Genomic DNA, 17,097 nt, shown 5'->3' on the forward strand with positions numbered 1-17,097 from the left:
TATCCTTAGATGGGACGAGCTATTGCGGTTCAGGACGTCGTTGCTCCTCCCTTATGTGCAGAGAGCACACGGCGCTCGTCCCGCCTAGCCCTGAACCGCAATAGCTCGTCGCAGCCCATCCAATGAGTGTTAACAGGCCCTAGCGCAGGTATTTCAGCACCTCTCGCGGGATATCCACCGCCTCTTCGTCGACGAAACACCAGGCCCAGCGCTCGTCCGGTTCGTACGACGCCATCACCGGATGTTGAGTGGCGTGAAAGTGCTTGGTCGCGTGCCGATTGGGTGAGCTGTCGCAACAGCCCACGTGACCGCAGGTCAGGCACAAGCGCAGATGCACCCATCGGCCACCCGACTTCAGGCACTCCTCACACCCTTGCGGCGTCTTCGGCGGCAATGGCTTGATGTGGCCGATGTGTTCGCATGACATGCAGCGTCTCCCAATGAGTCGCTATTGATACTGCACGCCAGCGGACCTGACAACTGCGGCGGAGTACGCGCGTGCTGTTTTGTCAGCCGATTCTCCAGATGCCATCGCCGTCACGGCAGGCGCGGCCTTCGGACGTCTTGCTCTTCTTGCCCGACGTGGCCTGCAACTTGAACTTGCGACAGCTCTTCGAATCGTCGGAGCGCAGCGGCGTGAGCACGTAGTCGACGTGCGTGCGATCGTTGATCCAATGCACCGGGCGACCGGGATCGGCCAGTTCGAGTGCGTGGCCGAAGCAGCCACGGTCCGCCTCATCGAGATCTTCGCCGATCTCGCGACCGATCAGGCCGCCGAGCACCGCTCCCGCGATGATGGCGACCGTGCGCGCGTCGCCTTCGCCAATCTGCGATCCGATCGCACCGCCGGCCACCGCGCCGACGACGGTGCCGATGGTCTTGCGATTGCACGAGCCTTCACGCACGCCGTAGTCACGATCCCATTCGCGGCCCGTGTAGCCGACATAGCGTGAATCGTGTTTCTTGCGCCAGCCATACGCCTTCGCGTGATCCGGCGGATCGCTCAACGCCGGCGTGGCGGCAAGAACGGACGCGCACAGCAATGCAGCGACAGTTGTCTTGAGTAATCGATTGCACATGGAACGCCCCGGACGCTTGTAGGAGTAGTAGGCCAGGGGCACATGATATCAATCCCGTCCGGCGCAACCATGCTGTCGCCAAACGTTGACAAGGCAATCAAAAGTGTGTGATCCGCTTCGCAGTCGCGGCTTTTACGGGTTGCGCACTGACTCGGCGAGACGGAAGCCGACGGTGAACCCTGGTCTTCGGGGCCGCGAAGACGGAATCGTTCTTCGAGGAATTCGCCGGCATCTAAACGCGCTTCAGTAACCACAAGGGCAGGAGCGCCCGGTCGAAGAAGCCGAGACGAGCATACAAAGCCCGTGCGCGAGCATTTGTTTCGTTGACATGCAGGAAGGGCACGATGCCGCGCTCGAGTTGTCTCGCGACGAGATGATTGATCAGGCGCGCGGCGTAACCTCGTCCCGTGAAATCAGGATGAGTGCAGACGGCGCTGATCTCTTCATAGCCGGACACTTTCATGCGCTCGCCGGCCATCGCGGCGAATTTCCGTTCTTGCCGGATGGCGAAGTACTCCCCCATCTCGGGTGTGCGGCGACGGAAGTAACCCGGGAACACCAGCGCGGTGAGCGCCATCATGTCGGGCGTGTCGGCGTCGGTGATGGGCGTGATGTCGGTTGAGTCCTCCTGGGGCGTGGGCGCGTCGTCGCGCCAGACCATCTGCACGATGTTGCCGGTGGCGAGCAGTTCCCAGCCCTTATCGAGCTTGGGCGTGACGCTGACGATGTTGACGATCTCGCCCGGCGAGACCAGATCGGCCAGCGCTTCGGCGGCCGCGGCAGTGGGCTCGGGCGCAGCGATGAACGGGGCGACTTCGGCCGGGTAGCGTTTGGCGATGGGCCCGCCGATGGCGAAGTGCGCTTGGGCGCTGGCCAGGGCGGACCAGATGGGGTTGTTCAGTGCGTCCGACATGCCACAATTTTATCCGAAGCGCTAAGCTGTTGGGACCACGAACCAGAATACCGGAAGGACACCTATGCTGATTCGCAATCGGGTTGGGTTGGGCACGCTCGTCGGCGCGCTGTCGCTGCTGGCCACCGCGAGCAGCGGCGCGGCCGAGAAACCGCAGTTCCTGAATTCACCGCGTGCGGTGCAGTTGGACCGGCCGTTTTCGGAAGCGGTGCATGCCGGCGACTTTCTGTTCCTGTCCGGTCAGATCGGCGAAGACCCCGCCACCGCCAAGCTGCCGCCGGGCGGCATCGAGCCGGAGTCGCGTCAGGTGCTGGCCAATGTGAAGCGCGTGCTCGAAGCAAACGGCGCGACGTTGAGCGACGTGGTGAAGTGCACGGTGTTCCTGGCGGACATCGGTGAGTGGGCCACGTTCAACAATATTTATCGTGAGGTTTTCAAGAAGCCGTTTCCGGCGCGCAGCGCACTGGGAGCTAACGGCCTGGCGATGAATGCTCGCGTCGAGCTGGAGTGTGTCGCGTACCTTCCTCAGAAGAGAGGACGCTGAGTTTGTGTGGACCGCGTCGCCGAGGTGGGTTACCTCCTCCCGGCACCGGGCTCGCCCGTCGCGCATTGCGCTCCGAGGCGCACGTCCATGGTGTGCCCTGATACGAGGACACGTCCCTGTACCTCGAATCTGCCGGGAGGAGGTAACCCACCTCGGCGACGCGGCGGCGATTGAAGGTCGCCGCCGTCGTGAAGAGGCTCAGCTTTTATTGTTTCTGCCAGTACAACGGCGCCAGCTTGTGCTGGCCGGTGATCTTCTCCGTCAGCGTGCCGCCCTCGTAGATGCGCCCGTTCTGAATCACGTACGAAATATCGTCCGTCACCCGGATGTCCTCGAGCGGATTGCCGTCGAGCACCAGCAGATCCGCCAGCTTGCCTGCTTCGATCGATCCCAGATCCTTATCCAGCCCCATGTACTGAGCAGGTTGGATCGTGGCTGTCTGCAGCGCCTGCATCGGCGACATGCCGCCCATCACGAATCCCCACATTTCCCAGTGCGAGCCCATGCCTTCACGTTGGCCGTGTGCGCCGATGTGCACGGACACGCCTTGTTCCATCAGCTTCTTGGCGTTCGCTGCTGAGTCGAGGATGGGCTGATAGTCCGTCTTCGGCGCCATCTGCCGGCGCACCGACCGTGGCTGCACGATGTGTGGCGGCACGTACTTCGACAGCAACGGGTGCGCCCACACTTCCGACTCTTGATAGAACATGAACTCCGCGCCCGGGCCGCCGTAAGTTACAACCAGCGTCGGTGTGTAACCCACGCCCGTCTTCGGCCAGTACTGCAGCACGTCGTCATAGAAACGTTGAGGCGGATTGTTGTGCTCGAGGCCGGTGTTGCCGTCCGCGATGATGGTCATGTCCATCGGGTACAGCGAGCCGCCCTCGGCGACCACCATCATTCCGTTCTCGCGTGCGGCAGTAACAACCATTTGTCGTTGCTCGCGACGAGGTTGGTTGTAGTTCTTCACCGAAATCGCGCCTTGCGCTTTCAGGCGTTGAATGTGATGTCGGGCGTCGTCGATGTTGCCGATGTCCGCGAGGCCTTCGGATCGCGCGCCGTAGACGACGTCGCCGGTCGAGAAAATGCGCGGCGCAGGCACGAGGCCGGCGCGTTGATACTCGGCAGCGGCGAACACTTCGGTCGCCGCGTTCGACGGATCGTGAACGGTGGTGACGCCCAAGCCCAGGTGCGCGAGCGCCGACCAGTTCTGTTGAGGGATGAGGTCTTCGACGCCCTGCGGGCCGTGCGCGTGGATATCGATGATTCCGGGCATCACGGTCTTGCCGGCGAGATCCAAACGTTTGGCGTCGGCGGGAATCTGCACCGAGCTCGCGGCGCCGACGGCGGCGATGCGGTTGTTGCGAATCACGATGACGCCGTTGTCGATGACTTGGTCGCCGTTCATCGTGATGATGCGTGCGCCAGTGAGCGCGACGACGCCGGCCGGCTTGTCGGCGGGGCGAGTGCTGCTGAGGTCGGCGATGCGCTGGCCGTAGACCGGCGCGGGTCCGGCGCTGGCGGTTGCAGTTGCCTTCGGGAACAGCGCGGACATTTCGCCGCGATATAAGGTTGGGCCGAGGGTCCACGTCAGCGTGTCACCATCGGTCCAGTTCAAGTAATCGCCACCAATCTCCGAAGCACGCATGACGCGCACCGACTTCGTCTTGGGTGACAGATCGAGCGTTCCTCCCGGCGGCATCGGCACGACGTAGACCTGGAAGTTCTCGCGGAATGCCACGTACTCGCCACTCGGCGAAACCTCGATGCGGCTCGCGTAGTTCGAGCGTGCATGAACGCGACGGTCCTGGCCTTCGGCATCGACGCTCACCAGTTGATGAGCGGGCTCGGCCTCCTTGGCGGCATCGGCGTCTTCGGTGTAGTAGATGCGATCGGACGAATCGACGAAGTGCGGATTGCGACCTGTATCCGTGAGCTTCTGCAATTCGCCGCCGGCAGTGGGCACGCGATACAGACCAGGCGCGACCGACCAATTCGGTGATGTGAGATAGCCGCCCGCCGCGCGCTGCACGACGATGGCGTCGCCTTTCGGGGTGAAGCGCGGTTGATAGTAATGACCGGGCTGTTTCGTCACGACGCGCGACTTGCCGCCGCCGGCGCCGACGACGCGGATCTCGCCGAGCGTCGCGTCGGTCCAGCGTACGAAGACCAGGTTCTTGCCGTCGCGAGACCACGAAGGAAACAGTTCGAACGCGTTGTCGCCATCGCTCGTCAGTTGGCGGGCGGCGCCGCCGCCGACATCCCGAATCCACAGACGGCCAAAGGATTCATACACGACTCGCTGACCGTTCGGCGACACAGTCGCGAAGCGGACCATGCGTGCCTGCACCTGATCCGGCGCTACATCGACTTGGAAGCGAGGCGGAGCGATCGAGGCGCGCGTGCCGGTGACGTGGAAGGGAATGTCGTTCATCGCCAGGGAAGCGACGTCCAGACGTTTGATGGTGCCGCCGGCCCAGAACACCAGCGATTTGCTGTCGGGCGTCCAGTCCATGCGCGGATACAGACCGTTCACGGCCCAGGTTTCCTGCATGTCGCGGTCGAGATCGGCGTAGACCAGTTTGATTTCGCCGGAGCGCAGGTCTTGCGTGTACAGCGCGGTCTTCAGCGCTTCGGGCGTGCGAAGGCGGCGAATGAATGCGAGATAACGGCCGTCGGGTGACGGCGTCGGTCGCACGGCGCCGCCTGCGCCGGTGACCGCGGGCGTGGTTTCGCCACTGGCGAGATCGAGGCGCTTGATCGAGAACACCTCGTCGTTCACGTCCTGCGCGTAGGCGAAGCGATTGCCGGGCGTGGCGTTCTGGGTGTAGTACAGATATTTGCCGTCGGGCGAGAAGGTCGGCTCGCCGAGCTCTTTCTGATAATCCTCGTTCGGGCGCTTCACCACCTGCACACCGTCGCCACCGTCGACGTTGTAGATCCAGATTTCGCCAGTGCCGAGCGAACGACGGGTCGTGAAATGTTTGCGGCCGGCCACGTAATGACCGTTGGGATGCCAGGCCGGGTCGTTCAGCAGACGAAAATCTTCCTGGCTGAGCGGGCGCGGCGCATTGCCATTGCGATCCATCAGCCATAGGTTGTCGCCGCCGGCGCGGTCGGAGGTGAACACGATGCTGTTGCCGTCGGGCGAGTAGCGCGGCTGCATGTCCCACGCCAGGCCCGAGGTGAGCGATTTGGCGTCGCCGCCGGCGATGGGCAGCTCGTAGATGTCGCCCAACAGATCGAACAGGACGCGGCTGCCATCGGGACTCACGTCCACGCTCATCCAGGTGCCCGTGCGCACATCGATCGGGATTTCCCGGCGCTCGCCGGGCGGCGAGTTCACGTCCCAGGTTTTCTTGGCTTCCTCCGCGGCATGCGCGGCGGCGGCGAGTGTGGCGAGCAGCGTTCCCAGCAGCAGGCGTGAACGAGGCATGATCATCCTTTCGCTGACGAAAGGAACGAAGACTAATGAGCCGCGCTGCAGGCCGCAACGTCGTTTAACAGCGCGCTGTTGTATGCAATGGGAATCGGCCCGATACTTCGCAGCCTGATCCTGCGTTGAGCAATTACCGTGACTACTCTAGGCACTCCGCTTTCGTCTTCCGCCACTCGCGTCATGATGCTCGGCTCGGGCGAGTTGGGTAAGGAAGTCGTGATCGAGTTGCAGCGTTATGGCTGCGAAGTCATCGCGGTGGATCGCTATCCCAACGCACCGGCCATGCAGGTGGCGCATCGCTCGCACGTCATCAACATGCTGGATCCGGTCGCGCTTCGACGGCTCGTCGAGCTCGAGCGGCCGCATCTCATCGTGCCGGAGATCGAGGCGATCGCCACACCGGCGCTGATCGAGCTGGAGAAAGAAGGATTCACTGTCGTACCCACCGCGCGCGCGGCTCGACTCACGATGGATCGCGAAGGCATCCGGCGTCTGGCGGCGGAACAGCTGAAGATCCGCACGTCGCCGTATCGCTTCGCCGATACGGAACAGGAATACCTGCAGGCGGTGCGTGACATCGGCATGCCGTGCGTGGTGAAGCCGGTGATGAGCTCGTCCGGTAAAGGTCAGAGCACGGTGCGCACCGAGGCGGACATTGCGCACGCCTGGAAATATTCGCAGCAGGGCGGGCGCACCGGCGCGGGGCGCATCATCGTCGAGGGTTTCATCAAATTCGATTTCGAGATCACGCTGCTGACGGTCCGCCACAATGGCCAGACCAGCTTCTGTGCGCCCATCGGTCATTTGCAGATCGACGGCGACTATCGCGAGTCGTGGCAGCCCCAGCCCATGAGCGACGCGGCGTTGCAGGAGTCGCAGCGGATCGCGCATGCCGTGACCGAGAATCTCGGCGGCAACGGTATCTTCGGCGTCGAGCTGTTCGTCGCGGGCGATGTGATTTATTTCAGCGAAGTGTCGCCGCGTCCGCATGACACCGGACTGGTGACTCTGATCTCGCAGGATCTGTCCGAGTTCGCGCTGCATGCCCGCGCGATTCTTGGATTGCCGATTCCGGCCATCCGGCAGCATGGGCCCGCGGCGTCGTGCGCGCTGCTGGTGGAAGGCGAGTCGAAGAACGTCCGCTTCGAAAATGTCGACCGCGCCCTTACGCAGCCGGACACGGCGGTGCGGTTGTTTGGCAAACCGGAAGTGCATGGCCAGCGTCGCATGGGTGTGTCACTTGCGTTGGGTGCGAGCATCGACGAAGCACGAGCGAAGGCGCGCGCCATGACACAGGCGCTACTGGAAGGCGTGCGGCTTTCTTGACGCGTCGGGCAGCGCTGGCCGTTCGAACCAGCGCATCCGGTACGCGTTCATCGCGGTGACGCCGAGTTTCCTGAGCAGGCTGTTGTTCACGATCACACCGACGGGGGCGCCGATCACGGGTAACAGCTGCGCCAGCTTCGCCAGATCGATGTAGTCGCGATACTCCTGCTGAAACTTGCGCCAGTCGAACTCGTCGATCGAGCCCGGCAGCGTCGCAGTTTGCTCCTGCCAGTGCTGCATCTTCCGATACACGTCGGCACGATGCGCATCGCTGGAGAAGGCGAGTTGGAAGATGTGGAGCAGATACAGCCGCTCGCGATAGTCCTCTCCGGAGAAGCCGTACAGCGCGGCGATCTCGAACAGCAACTTCAACTTGATGCTGAGAAGGAGAGGAAAGTCCGCCAGCCCCATCAGAAATCCGCCGGCACCGGTGATGCCTCCTTCGATGGCCGCCGTTTTTCGATACCGACCCACCGTCGCTCGCACCCGGCTCTCGCGATCTTCCAGACTGCCTTCGAGCAGTGGTGCCGACGCAATGAAGTTCGAGCCGCCGAGCACAGCACGTGTCATTTGTTTGATGACGGCGGTGACGCTGGCGTGCACTTTCTCCGGGATATAGCTGTTGATCTTGCGCTGAACGCCGCTCGTCGCGCGATTCCATAAGCCGGGCGCGCGCTGCATCTCGTATTGCCAGCGGCGCAGCTCCTCCAGAGCCTGGGTGTCGTACGCGGTCATTGGTTGACGATGCCGCGTTTGTTTCTGCCGTGCAAGCAACGCGCGCGAGGGCGTGTCAATGAACGCGTGTCAAAAGGAATCGGCGCCGCGAGCGGCGCCGACAGAGGTCAAGACAGGTAAGGACTCCGCGGTGCGGAGGCGAATTCGCGGTCAACGCACGCTGAAGCTATAGACCGTTTTGCTGTTGTATTCCTCGCCCGGACGCAGCACCGTGCTGGGAAACGTCGGCTGATTCGGCGAATCGGGGAAGTGCTGAGTCTCCAGTGCGAAGCCGCTGTGCTTGCCGTACGGCTTGCCGGATTTGGCGGCCAGGCTGTCGTCCAGGAAATTGCCGCTGTAGAACTGCATGCCGGGCTCGGTGGTGTGCACTTCCATCACGCGTCGCGTGGTGGGTTCGGACACTCGAGCCGCCAGTGTCAGGCCCGGCTGCTGCCGTTTCTTCAGCACGAAGTTGTGGTCGATGCCCTTGCCGAACTTGATCTGCTCGTTATCGACATTGACCCGATCGCCCAGCTTCACCCGGTTGCGGAAGTCGAACGGCGTGTCGGTCACGGACTCGATCTTGCCGGTGGGGATGAGCAGTTTATTGACCGGCGTATATTCGTTCGCAAAGATCGTGAACTCGTGACCGAGCACGTCGCCGTTGCCGTCGCCGGCGAGATTGAAGTAAGCGTGCTGTGTGAGATTCACCACGGTCGGCTTGTCGGTGGTCGCGTGATAGTCGAATGACAGCTCGTTCTGGTCCGTGAGCGTATAAGTCACGCGCGTCTGCAAGTTGCCCGGGAAGCCTTCTTCGCCGTCCTTGCTGGTGTAGGTGAAGATCACGCCCACCGCATCTTCCTTTTCGAACGGCTCGGCCTGCCACACCACTTTGTCGAAGCCTTTCAGGCCGCCGTGCAGGGTGTTCGGGCCGTCGTTCTTCGGCAGCTTGTAGGTCTGGCCGTCGAGCTTGAACTGAGCTTTGCCGATGCGGTTGCCGTAGCGGCCGATGATCGCGCCGAAGTACGGCGGGTTCTTCACGTAGTCGTCGAATGTTTTCAAACCGAGCGTCACATCGGTGGTCTTGCCGGTGCCATCGGGAACCAGCAGCGCGGTGATGATGCCGCCGTAGTTGCTGGCGCGCACTTCCATGCCGTTCGCATTCACCATCGTAAACAAATCAACCGCGGTGCCGTCGGGCAGCGTGCCGAAGGCGGCCTTGCTGATGGTGTTCTTGGATTTTTCCTGAGGCGTCGGCGGAGCTTTGGGCGGTGCCGGCGGTGGCTTGCTGCAACCGATGAGTGCGGTTGCCAGCAGCACACAGGCCAACCAACGGAACGTGGACGACGAGAACTCATTCTTCATGTGTTATCCCCCGACGTTGACGACGAAATACTATCGGACCCGTGCAGGCCTGACAGGACAAGGGGGAGACATTGCCGGGCGACCCAGGGCGAACGCATCCTTGTCCGGCCAGTCGGACGCGGGCCGCGCGGCCCGCGCCTCTAATTCAAATTATTGGTACTTCGCAAACTCTGCGCGCGTCAGCTCACCGTCCTTGTTGGTGTCCAGGCTCTTGAACGCGACGAACAGTGCGTCGTGGTTCGAGGCCTCGCTGAGGCTGATCTTGCCGTCGCCGTTTTTATCCAGCGACTCAAAAGTGGGCTTGGTATCCGCTGCCCAGGCGCCAGTGGCAGCCAGGGCGGCCAGCAGCGCCGGCACGGACAGGCGAGAGAATCGGGTCATGATGCTTCCTTCCTAACCTACGGTCTCTAGTGAATGGCGCCGGCACGGCAAGGTTCCGGGGCCCAGTGCTGGGCAGGATGCCCGAATGCCGTGGGCGCAGGGACGCGCTAGAACGGCCCCCCGGCGCATCTTACTCCTGCCCCCGGCGGGGGCGAACCTCCGGAGGTCTGGCCAGTTGTGTTAGGGCAGCAGCCTCTCATAATAGGCACTGTTAAATGGAGTACGGCCGAGGAGCTGTCCGGATGGCCGAGGCCGTCACTATCACCAACCGCGAGCATATCGAGGCGCGCGTCCTGGGCGAGCAGGTCGCGCTCATGTGCCGTCTCACCACGTCGCCACTGACCGCCAGCGTGGTCATCGGCGCCATGATGGTCTGGCTGACCATGGAGGATTATGGTTGGGGGCCGGCCCTGACTTGGTACGCGGTGCTGTTGTTGGTGTTGCTGTTACGTTGGCGGATCGCCGCGACATATCTGCGCCGGCCGCGTGGCCTGGCCGAAACCCATCGGTGGCGTCGGGCGATGCTGGCGGGCGCGGTCCTGGGCGGCGCCTCCTGGTCGGTCGCCGGCTCGTTTCTTCTGCCGCACGATCCGACTCGAGAGATCGTGATGTCCGTGTTCTTCATCGGCTGTACCGCGGCGGGCATGGGGTCGCAGGCGCCGGTGCGCAAGGCCTATGCCTGTCTGTTGATTCCGTTCCTGTTGCCCTACATCGTCAAGCAGTTGTTGCTGGGTGGGGATCGCGTGGCCGTGGCGCTGGCGTTCATGGTGTACATCCCCGTGGTGCTGGTGATCGCCCGGCGCCAGACCGATTCCATCGAGCGTCAGATCCGTCTGGCCATCGAGAATGAATCGCTCGCCGAACAACTGCGCCAGGAGCGCGATCGCGCCAATCAGGCCAACCACGAGCTGGAAGAGCAACTCCTGGAACAGAAGCGTTCGACCCAACGGATCCGCGAGCTCAACATCGAGCTGGAACGTCAGGCGCACGAGCTGCGCACCGCGAACAACGATCTGGAGGGATTCTCCTATTCAGTCTCGCACGACCTGCGCGCGCCGTTGCGGGCCATCGACGGGTTCTCGCAATTGGTCATGGATGACAAGGCCAAGAACATCGGTGCCGACACGCGCCATCATCTGCAACGCATCCGTGCGAACGTCACGCACATGGCGTCGCTCATCGACGATCTGCTCGAGTTCGCGCGCTGTGGCCGTCAGTCGTTGGACTTCAGTCGACTCGATATGGCGATGCTCGCAAGTCATGCGGCCGAGCAGGCGCGCAGTACCCGGTTGAACGCAGCGGTGATGCCGACCATCGAGATCGGCGAGTTGCCGGCGGCGCGCGGCGACGAAGGTCTGATTCGCCAGGTGTGGGTGAATCTGCTCGACAACGCCGTGAAGTACACGAGCAAAGTCGAGAGTCCGCACATCGTGGTCAGCGGGCGCGAGGAAGGCGAGCGCCTGGTTTATGAGATTCGCGACAATGGCGTCGGCTTCGACAGTGCCTTCAGCTCGAACTTGTTTGGTGTGTTCCGCCGGCTGCATGGCGCGCGCGAATATCCAGGCTCGGGCGTGGGTCTCGCCATCGTGCAACGGATCGTGACTCGTCACGGCGGCGATGTTGCGGCGACGGCCGAGCCCAACAAAGGCGCCACGTTCAGTTTTTCATTGCCCAAGCCGGTGCTGCGGGCGGTCGGGTGAGCGGGGTTGATGTCATGAATGTCGAATTCATCGAGCGGATCGAGTTGAAGATCGCTTATCTGGAACGCGCCAACAACGATCTGAGCGAAGTCGTGTATCGCCAGCAGCAGGAGATCGACGCCCTGCGCGCCCGGCTGGCTGCGTTGAACGGCAAGATCGAGGCCGCGGCGACCGAGCACACGGTGTACACGCTGGAGCAGGAAAAGCCGCCTCACTATTGACCCGACAAGGGTCTGCAACCTTTATAAGGTGCCTTGCAGTGTCCGCCGTCCCGGTTGACACTGTGGTCCATGATCAAAGAAATCCTGAGAGTTGCCTGCATGGGTGTTTGGTTGGCTGGCGCGTCGGCCGCGTCGGCTCAGGAAGCCGTGCCCACGCCGGCGGATGTGTATGGTGAGCTGTTCAAGGCTGTGCAACTCGATGCGGTGTTCCCGGACAGCAAGTCGTTCACCGACGCCTTGCCGAACCGGCCGCCCGAACAGATCCTGAGCGAATATCGACAGCTCAAGGGCCAGCCCGGCTTCGACCTGAAGAAGTTCGTGGCCGCGCGCTTCTCGCCGCCGCCCAATGTCGCCTCCGATTTCCATACCGTCGCCGGGCAGGACGTGCGGCAACACATCGACGCGCTGTGGAAAGTGCTCGAGCGCAAGCCCGAGGACCAGCGCGAGTACACCTCGCGCATAGCGCTGCCCCATCGCTACATCGTGCCGGGCGGGCGCTTCAACGAGATCTATTACTGGGACTCGTACTTCACCATGCAGGGCCTGGAAGCAAGCGGCCGGCACGATCTGACCCTGGACATGATCGCCAACTTCGGCTGGCTGATCGATCGATACGGCCACATTCCCAACGGCAATCGCAGTTATTTCCTGAGCCGCTCGCAGCCGCCGTTCTTCGCCGCCATGATCGAGCTGGCGGCGGATCAGGAAGGCGAGTCGATCTATAAAAAATATCTGCCGCAACTGACGCGCGAATATCAGTTCTGGATGGACGGCGCCGCGGCGCTCGAGCCGGGCACGGCGCATCGACGCGTCGTGAAGCTGGCCGATGGCACAGTGTTGAATCGTTATTACGACGATCGCAATGTGCCGCGCGAGGAAGCGTACAAAGAGGACGTCGCGACGGCGAAGCTCGCCGGTCCGGGCTCACCGGAGATCTATAGGAATCTGCGTGCGGCCGCGGAGAGCGGCTGGGATTTCAGCTCGCGCTGGTTCGCGGGCAAGACGCTGGCAACCATTCACACCATCGATCTGATTCCGCCCGATCTGAACAGCCTGCTGTATCAGCTGGAGCTGACCATCGCCAAGGGTTGCGAAGTGACCGCCGACCCGGCCTGCGCCGCGGACATGAAAGCCAAGGCGGCGATGCGCCAGGCCGCGATGACCAGGTATTTGTGGAATGCCAAGGCGGGCGCATTCACCGACTACGACTGGCGCGCGAAGAAGCTGAGCTCGCAGGTGACGGCGGCGACGGTGTATCCGCTGTACTTCAAGCTGGCGAGCAAAGAGCAGGGCAAGGCGGTGGCGACCACGGTTCGCACCAGCTTGCTGAAACCGCACGGCCTGGCGACCACGACCCTGGCGACCGGCGAACAATGGGACGACCCGAATGGCTGGGCGCCGTTGCAGTGGCTGGCGATCAAAGGGTTGAAGAATTACGGCGAGGAGCAGCTCGCCCAGACCCTGGCGCAGCGCTGGGTCGGCAAGAACCTGCAGGTGTTCAAGGCCACCGGCAAGCTGGTCGAGAAGTACGACGTGGTCAGCGACAAGGCCGGCGGTGGCGGCGAATACCCGCTGCAGGATGGCTTCGGCTGGACCAACGGCGTGCTTCGCAAGCTGCTGGCGATGTACCCGAACCTGGCCGGGCAATAAGCGCAAGAGGCGGGGCTGCTGCCTCGTTCCGAGCATAAGATTTATCGCATGGGCATGCTATTTCGGCAGGTCGGTGGCGGCGTACCTTGTCGCCATCGAAACAAGGAGCCAACCATGCAGAACATCCGACGCAGTAACGAACGGGGCTATGCCGATCACGGCTGGCTGAAGTCGTTCCACACGTTCTCCTTTGCCGACTACTACGACCCGCGACACGTCGAATTCGGCGCGCTGCGCGTGATCAACGAGGATCGCGTCGCCGCCGGCGCGGGCTTCGGCACGCACGGGCATCGGGACATGGAGATCATCAGCTACGTGCTCGACGGCGAGCTGGCGCATAAGGACTCGATGGGCACGGGCGAGACCATTCGCCCCGGCGACGTCCAGCGCATGAGCGCGGGGCGGGGCGTGACGCACAGTGAGTTCAACCCGTCGAGCGAGAAGCCGGTGCATTTCCTGCAGATCTGGATTCAGCCGAATCAGCGGGGTGTGCAGCCGAGCTATGAGCAGAAGCACTTTCCGGCCGAGGACAAGCGCGGCAAGTTGCGGCTGATTGCCTCGCCGGACGGTGCGAACGGATCGGTCAGCATTCACCAGGATGCGAAGGTGTACGCCGGCCTGTTCGACGGTGAGGAGCAGTTTGAGTTGCCGATCGCGGCCGATCGTCAGGTGTATCTGCACGTGGCGCGTGGCACGGTGACGGCGAATGGCAACGTGCTCAATGCCGGCGACGCGCTGTCGCTGACGGACACGGCGGCGTTGTCGCTGACCAATGGTCACAGCGCCGAGGTGATAGTGTTCGATCTGCAGCGTGTTCCTGGAGTGCGGCAGTGACCATCGATCTGGTAATTCCTTCCCGACGCAAGGACCTGGGCGGCTTCGAAGTCGGCCGGGTCCTGCCCTGGACGCAGCGGCGCATGGTCGGACCGTTCATCTTTTTCGACCACATGGGGCCGGTGAATTTTCCGCCCCAGGTGCCGCGCAAGACCGATGTGAGGCCGCATCCTCACATCGGCCTGTCCACCATCACTTATCTGTACGATGGCGAGATCGTGCATCGGGACAGCGTGGGCTTTCATCAGACCATCCGGCCCGGTGAAGTGAACTGGATGACGGCCGGTCGCGGCATCAGTCATTCGGAGCGCTTCGACAGCATTCGCGAAACGGGTGGCGCGTTACACGGCATTCAAGCGTGGGTGGCGTTGCCGGAAGCGGTGGAGGAGACGTCGCCGAGTTTCGTGCACTTCGACGCGGCTCAGCTGCCGTCGCATGCGGAGCAGGGCTTGAGCGTCAAGGTCATCGCGGGATCGGCGTATGGCATGACGAGTCCGGTGCAGACGCATTCACCGTTGTTCTACGTGCATCTCGAGCTGGATGCGGGGCGCACGACGGATGTGTGTGGTGGCTACAGCGAGCGCGCGGTGTATATCGCGAAGGGTTCGGTTCGCATCGCAGGTGAGCGATATGAGACCGGTCAGATGGCCGTGCTGTCGCCCGGTGCGATGCCTTCGATCACGGCGATCGAGCCGTCGATTGTGATGTTGCTCGGCGGCGAAGCGATCGGTCCACGCAATATCTGGTGGAACTTCGTGTCCTCCAGCAAGGAGCGGATCGAGCAGGCGAAGGCGGATTGGAAGGCCGGGCGGATTCAGTTGCCGGTGGACGACGACAAGGAATTCATCCCGCTGCCGGAGGATCCTCCGCCACCAAAGCCGGAGCCGATGTCGTAACCGCGGGCCTGGCACTGAGCGGCGACGTTACTGTCGCCGCTTCGAATCGTATTCTCGCGATCAATCCCGAGCCGTCGACGCGGTTCATCAACTCCAGCCCGCAGCGATTCCGATCCGCCGCGTTCTTGGCGATGGCCAGTCCGAGCCCGCTGCCTTCAGTCTCGGCGCCTTCGATGCGGAAGAAACGATCGAACACTCGCGGCAGCAGCTCCGCTGGAATGCCGGTGCCGTTGTCGGCGATCTCCACCGTTACGACGCCCGTGTCCCGATGTAAGGTCACATCGACGATGCCGCCCGGTGGCGTGTAGCGCAGGGCGTTATCCAGCAGGTTGTGAATGAGACTGCGCAGCTCGTCTTCATTTGCGTGCACGGTCGCATCGAGATCCGCCGCGTAGCCGAGATCGATCTTGCGCTTGTCCGCCAGCGCCATGAAATCCGCGATGCTCGACTTCAGCATGCCATCCAGCTGAATCGCGACCGGCGGATCGGTGGGGCGCGGCGATTCCTGTCGTGCCAGTCGCAACAGCTGTTCGACCAGTCGCTTGGTTCGCGCCAGCCCGCCTTCCAGCTGACTGAGCTGTTCGGCCGATGCTTCATCCGGCATGCGTGATTTCAGATTTTCCAGCTGCAGGCTCATCGCCGTGATCGGTGTGCGCAGTTCGTGCGCGGCGTCTTGCACGAAGCGTCGCTGTGCCATGAACGCAGTCCGCAAGCGGGCCAGCAGAGTATTGACCGCCATCACCAGCGGCTTGATCTCACAAGGCGCATGCTCCACCGGCAGCTCGGTCAAACGGTGTTCATCCTGCTGGGCCGCCGCGCGAGAAATCAATTCGAGCCGGCGCACCGCGGGCCGCATGCCGAACCAGAGGAAACAGCCCGAGATCGGAATCATCAGCAGCACCGGCAGCGCCACCTGGAACGCCTGCGATTTCACCAGGTGACGTCGAAACTGCAGGCTCTGCGCGCTCTGCACGGTGCGGTCGGGGGACTGCAGGGTGTAAACACGCCAGCGCGAATCACCGATCGTCACATCGTGGAAGCCCTGCGCAGTCTGACGTTGCAGATCGAGCTCGGGCCAGGAGGTGGCGACCAGTCGATTCGATCGATCCCAGATCTGGACGAACATGTCGCCCTTCTCGACCACATTGTGACGCGACAATGGCCGCAACGCCGGCGCCGACCCGGACGCGCCGGCGTGCGAGTCGGCGAACAGGCGCAGCTGATTGTCCATGAAGAAGCTGACCATGTTGCCATACACATGGTAGGTGACCGTCGCCGCCACGATGGCCGCCACCACATACAGCGGCAGCAGCCAGGTCATCAGTTGTTTGCGGAGCGAATCCTTTTCCGTTTTCATGTCGCGTCCTTGCTGACGCGCCAGCCGAGGCCGCGCACGTTGCGGATCACATCGGCGCCGAGCTTGCGTCGTACGCCGTGAATCAAGACTTCGACGGCATTGCTGCTCACTTCTTCGCCCCAGCCATACAAACGTTCCTCCAGCTGAGTGCGCGACAGGATGGCGCCGGGCCGTTCGAGCAGCGCATGCATGAGGCGGAATTCCTTGGCGGACAGCAGGATGGAGCTGCCGCCGTGAGTGAGCTCGCGACTGGAAAGATCCAGTTGAGTCTCCGCCGTGCCAATCGTGGATTGCGCGTGTCCGCCGACGCGGCGGACGATGGCTCGCATGCGCGCCAGCAGCTCGCGCATTTCAAAAGGCTTGATCAGATAATCGTCCGCGCCGACATCCAGTCCTTCGACACGCTCGTCGACGCCGTCGCGTGCGGTCAGCACCAGCATGGGCGTGCGATCGCCGTCCTGTCGCGCGCGTCGCAGGACTTCGAGGCCGGAGCGGCGGGGCAATCCCAGATCCAGCAGTACGGCCGCATAGCCGCCCTGGGACAGCGCGTCCTGGGCGAGCAGGCCGTCCTTGACCCAATCGACGGTCAGCCCATTCTCGGTCAGCGCCTGTCTCAGGCTCTGACCGATCATGTTGTCGTCTTCAACCAGCAGGATGCGCATGCGCCGCACGTTCGTG

At 62.9% G+C, this 17,097-nt stretch carries 16 protein-coding genes; 7 read left to right on the forward strand and 9 right to left on the reverse strand.

Going from position 1 to position 17,097, the window contains the following annotated elements; genetic code table 11:
* Positions 1–139: 139 nt before the first annotated feature.
* From EKO19_RS10785 to EKO19_RS10795, 3 genes are all read right to left on the reverse strand, one after another.
* Positions 140–427 (reverse strand): ubiquitin carboxyl-terminal hydrolase 14, encoded by a 288-nt coding sequence (locus tag EKO19_RS10785; RefSeq protein WP_129776426.1) that lies wholly within the window; start codon positions 425–427, stop codon positions 140–142.
* An 82-nt stretch (positions 428–509) separates the two neighbouring features.
* Positions 510–1,079: a glycine zipper 2TM domain-containing protein gene (locus EKO19_RS10790; protein ID WP_129776427.1), complete on the reverse strand. Its 570-nt coding sequence runs from the start codon at positions 1,077–1,079 to the stop codon at positions 510–512.
* A 232-nt stretch (positions 1,080–1,311) separates the two neighbouring features.
* Complete coding sequence (locus tag EKO19_RS10795; RefSeq protein WP_129776428.1) at positions 1,312–1,992, reverse strand: GNAT family N-acetyltransferase; 681 nt, start codon at positions 1,990–1,992, stop codon at positions 1,312–1,314.
* 64 nt (positions 1,993–2,056) lie between these two features.
* Here EKO19_RS10795 and EKO19_RS10800 point away from each other — a divergent pair, with 64 nt between their 5' ends.
* A complete protein-coding gene (locus EKO19_RS10800) occupies positions 2,057–2,536 on the forward strand; it encodes a RidA family protein (protein WP_129776429.1) in 480 nt (159 codons plus the stop codon).
* A 205-nt stretch (positions 2,537–2,741) separates the two neighbouring features.
* Here EKO19_RS10800 and EKO19_RS10805 read toward each other — a convergent pair whose 3' ends face one another.
* Positions 2,742–5,972: an amidohydrolase family protein gene (locus tag EKO19_RS10805; RefSeq protein WP_129776430.1), complete on the reverse strand. Its 3,231-nt coding sequence runs from the start codon at positions 5,970–5,972 to the stop codon at positions 2,742–2,744.
* A 138-nt stretch (positions 5,973–6,110) separates the two neighbouring features.
* Between EKO19_RS10805 and purT the strand changes: the two genes are divergently transcribed.
* The gene (gene purT, locus EKO19_RS10810; protein ID WP_129776431.1) at positions 6,111–7,301 is read left to right on the forward strand and encodes a formate-dependent phosphoribosylglycinamide formyltransferase; all 1,191 of its coding nucleotides are present in this window, start codon (positions 6,111–6,113) and stop codon (positions 7,299–7,301) included.
* Here the strand turns inward: purT and EKO19_RS10815 are convergent.
* The 3 genes from EKO19_RS10815 to EKO19_RS10825 all read right to left on the reverse strand — a co-directional run bounded on the left by EKO19_RS10815 (position 7,275) and on the right by EKO19_RS10825 (position 9,761).
* Positions 7,275–8,036 carry an EcsC family protein gene (locus tag EKO19_RS10815; protein ID WP_129776432.1) on the reverse strand — a complete coding sequence of 254 codons (762 nt, stop codon included), beginning with the start codon at positions 8,034–8,036 and terminating at the stop codon, positions 7,275–7,277. The genes purT and EKO19_RS10815 overlap by 27 nt on opposite strands.
* A gap of 150 nt (positions 8,037–8,186) precedes the next feature.
* On the reverse strand, positions 8,187–9,380 hold the full coding sequence (locus EKO19_RS10820) for an aldose epimerase family protein (protein WP_217705251.1): 1,194 nt from the start codon (positions 9,378–9,380) through the stop codon (positions 8,187–8,189).
* 150 nt (positions 9,381–9,530) lie between these two features.
* Complete coding sequence (locus EKO19_RS10825; protein WP_129776433.1) at positions 9,531–9,761, reverse strand: EF-hand domain-containing protein; 231 nt, start codon at positions 9,759–9,761, stop codon at positions 9,531–9,533.
* A gap of 242 nt (positions 9,762–10,003) precedes the next feature.
* On the opposite strand from EKO19_RS10825, the gene EKO19_RS10830 reads away from it, so the two are divergent.
* From EKO19_RS10830 to EKO19_RS10850, 5 genes are all read left to right on the forward strand, one after another.
* Positions 10,004–11,461 carry a sensor histidine kinase gene (locus EKO19_RS10830; RefSeq protein WP_175597022.1) on the forward strand — a complete coding sequence of 486 codons (1,458 nt, stop codon included), beginning with the start codon at positions 10,004–10,006 and terminating at the stop codon, positions 11,459–11,461.
* A 14-nt stretch (positions 11,462–11,475) separates the two neighbouring features.
* The gene (locus EKO19_RS10835) at positions 11,476–11,682 is read left to right on the forward strand and encodes a SlyX family protein (RefSeq protein ID WP_129776435.1); all 207 of its coding nucleotides are present in this window, start codon (positions 11,476–11,478) and stop codon (positions 11,680–11,682) included.
* 69 nt (positions 11,683–11,751) lie between these two features.
* A complete protein-coding gene (gene treF, locus EKO19_RS10840) occupies positions 11,752–13,332 on the forward strand; it encodes an alpha,alpha-trehalase TreF (protein WP_129776436.1) in 1,581 nt (526 codons plus the stop codon).
* A gap of 114 nt (positions 13,333–13,446) precedes the next feature.
* On the forward strand, positions 13,447–14,166 hold the full coding sequence (locus EKO19_RS10845) for a pirin family protein (protein WP_129776437.1): 720 nt from the start codon (positions 13,447–13,449) through the stop codon (positions 14,164–14,166).
* A complete protein-coding gene (locus EKO19_RS10850) occupies positions 14,163–15,062 on the forward strand; it encodes a pirin family protein (RefSeq protein ID WP_246038873.1) in 900 nt (299 codons plus the stop codon). Before EKO19_RS10845 ends, EKO19_RS10850 begins: the two co-directional genes overlap by 4 nt.
* Here EKO19_RS10850 and EKO19_RS10855 read toward each other — a convergent pair.
* Both EKO19_RS10855 and EKO19_RS10860 read right to left on the reverse strand, forming a co-directional pair.
* The gene (locus tag EKO19_RS10855) at positions 15,010–16,419 is read right to left on the reverse strand and encodes a sensor histidine kinase (protein WP_129776438.1); all 1,410 of its coding nucleotides are present in this window, start codon (positions 16,417–16,419) and stop codon (positions 15,010–15,012) included. The two genes, EKO19_RS10850 and EKO19_RS10855, sit on opposite strands and share 53 nt — an antisense overlap.
* Positions 16,416–17,081: a response regulator transcription factor gene (locus EKO19_RS10860; protein WP_129776439.1), complete on the reverse strand. Its 666-nt coding sequence runs from the start codon at positions 17,079–17,081 to the stop codon at positions 16,416–16,418. Before EKO19_RS10860 ends, EKO19_RS10855 begins: the two co-directional genes overlap by 4 nt.
* Between the last annotated feature and the right edge of the window lie 16 nt (positions 17,082–17,097).

Source organism: Peristeroidobacter soli (assembly GCF_004138485.1).
Taxonomy (GTDB): domain Bacteria; phylum Pseudomonadota; class Gammaproteobacteria; order Steroidobacterales; family Steroidobacteraceae; genus Steroidobacter; species Steroidobacter soli.

Coding starts and splice junctions, on each gene's coding strand:
- EKO19_RS10820 (WP_217705251.1), bottom strand. CDS start 9,380: ATGAAGAATGAGTTCTCGTCGTCCACGTTCCGTTGGTTGGCCTGTGTG.
- EKO19_RS10795 (WP_129776428.1), bottom strand. CDS start 1,992: ATGTCGGACGCACTGAACAACCCCATCTGGTCCGCCCTGGCCAGCGCC.
- EKO19_RS10830 (WP_175597022.1), top strand. CDS start 10,004: ATGGCCGAGGCCGTCACTATCACCAACCGCGAGCATATCGAGGCGCGC.
- treF (WP_129776436.1), top strand. CDS start 11,752: ATGATCAAAGAAATCCTGAGAGTTGCCTGCATGGGTGTTTGGTTGGCT.
- EKO19_RS10825 (WP_129776433.1), bottom strand. CDS start 9,761: ATGACCCGATTCTCTCGCCTGTCCGTGCCGGCGCTGCTGGCCGCCCTG.
- EKO19_RS10800 (WP_129776429.1), top strand. CDS start 2,057: ATGCTGATTCGCAATCGGGTTGGGTTGGGCACGCTCGTCGGCGCGCTG.
- EKO19_RS10815 (WP_129776432.1), bottom strand. CDS start 8,036: ATGACCGCGTACGACACCCAGGCTCTGGAGGAGCTGCGCCGCTGGCAA.
- EKO19_RS10855 (WP_129776438.1), bottom strand. CDS start 16,419: ATGAAAACGGAAAAGGATTCGCTCCGCAAACAACTGATGACCTGGCTG.
- EKO19_RS10835 (WP_129776435.1), top strand. CDS start 11,476: ATGAATGTCGAATTCATCGAGCGGATCGAGTTGAAGATCGCTTATCTG.
- EKO19_RS10785 (WP_129776426.1), bottom strand. CDS start 427: ATGTCATGCGAACACATCGGCCACATCAAGCCATTGCCGCCGAAGACG.
- EKO19_RS10790 (WP_129776427.1), bottom strand. CDS start 1,079: ATGTGCAATCGATTACTCAAGACAACTGTCGCTGCATTGCTGTGCGCG.
- EKO19_RS10805 (WP_129776430.1), bottom strand. CDS start 5,972: ATGCCTCGTTCACGCCTGCTGCTGGGAACGCTGCTCGCCACACTCGCC.
- EKO19_RS10845 (WP_129776437.1), top strand. CDS start 13,447: ATGCAGAACATCCGACGCAGTAACGAACGGGGCTATGCCGATCACGGC.
- EKO19_RS10860 (WP_129776439.1), bottom strand. CDS start 17,081: ATGCGCATCCTGCTGGTTGAAGACGACAACATGATCGGTCAGAGCCTG.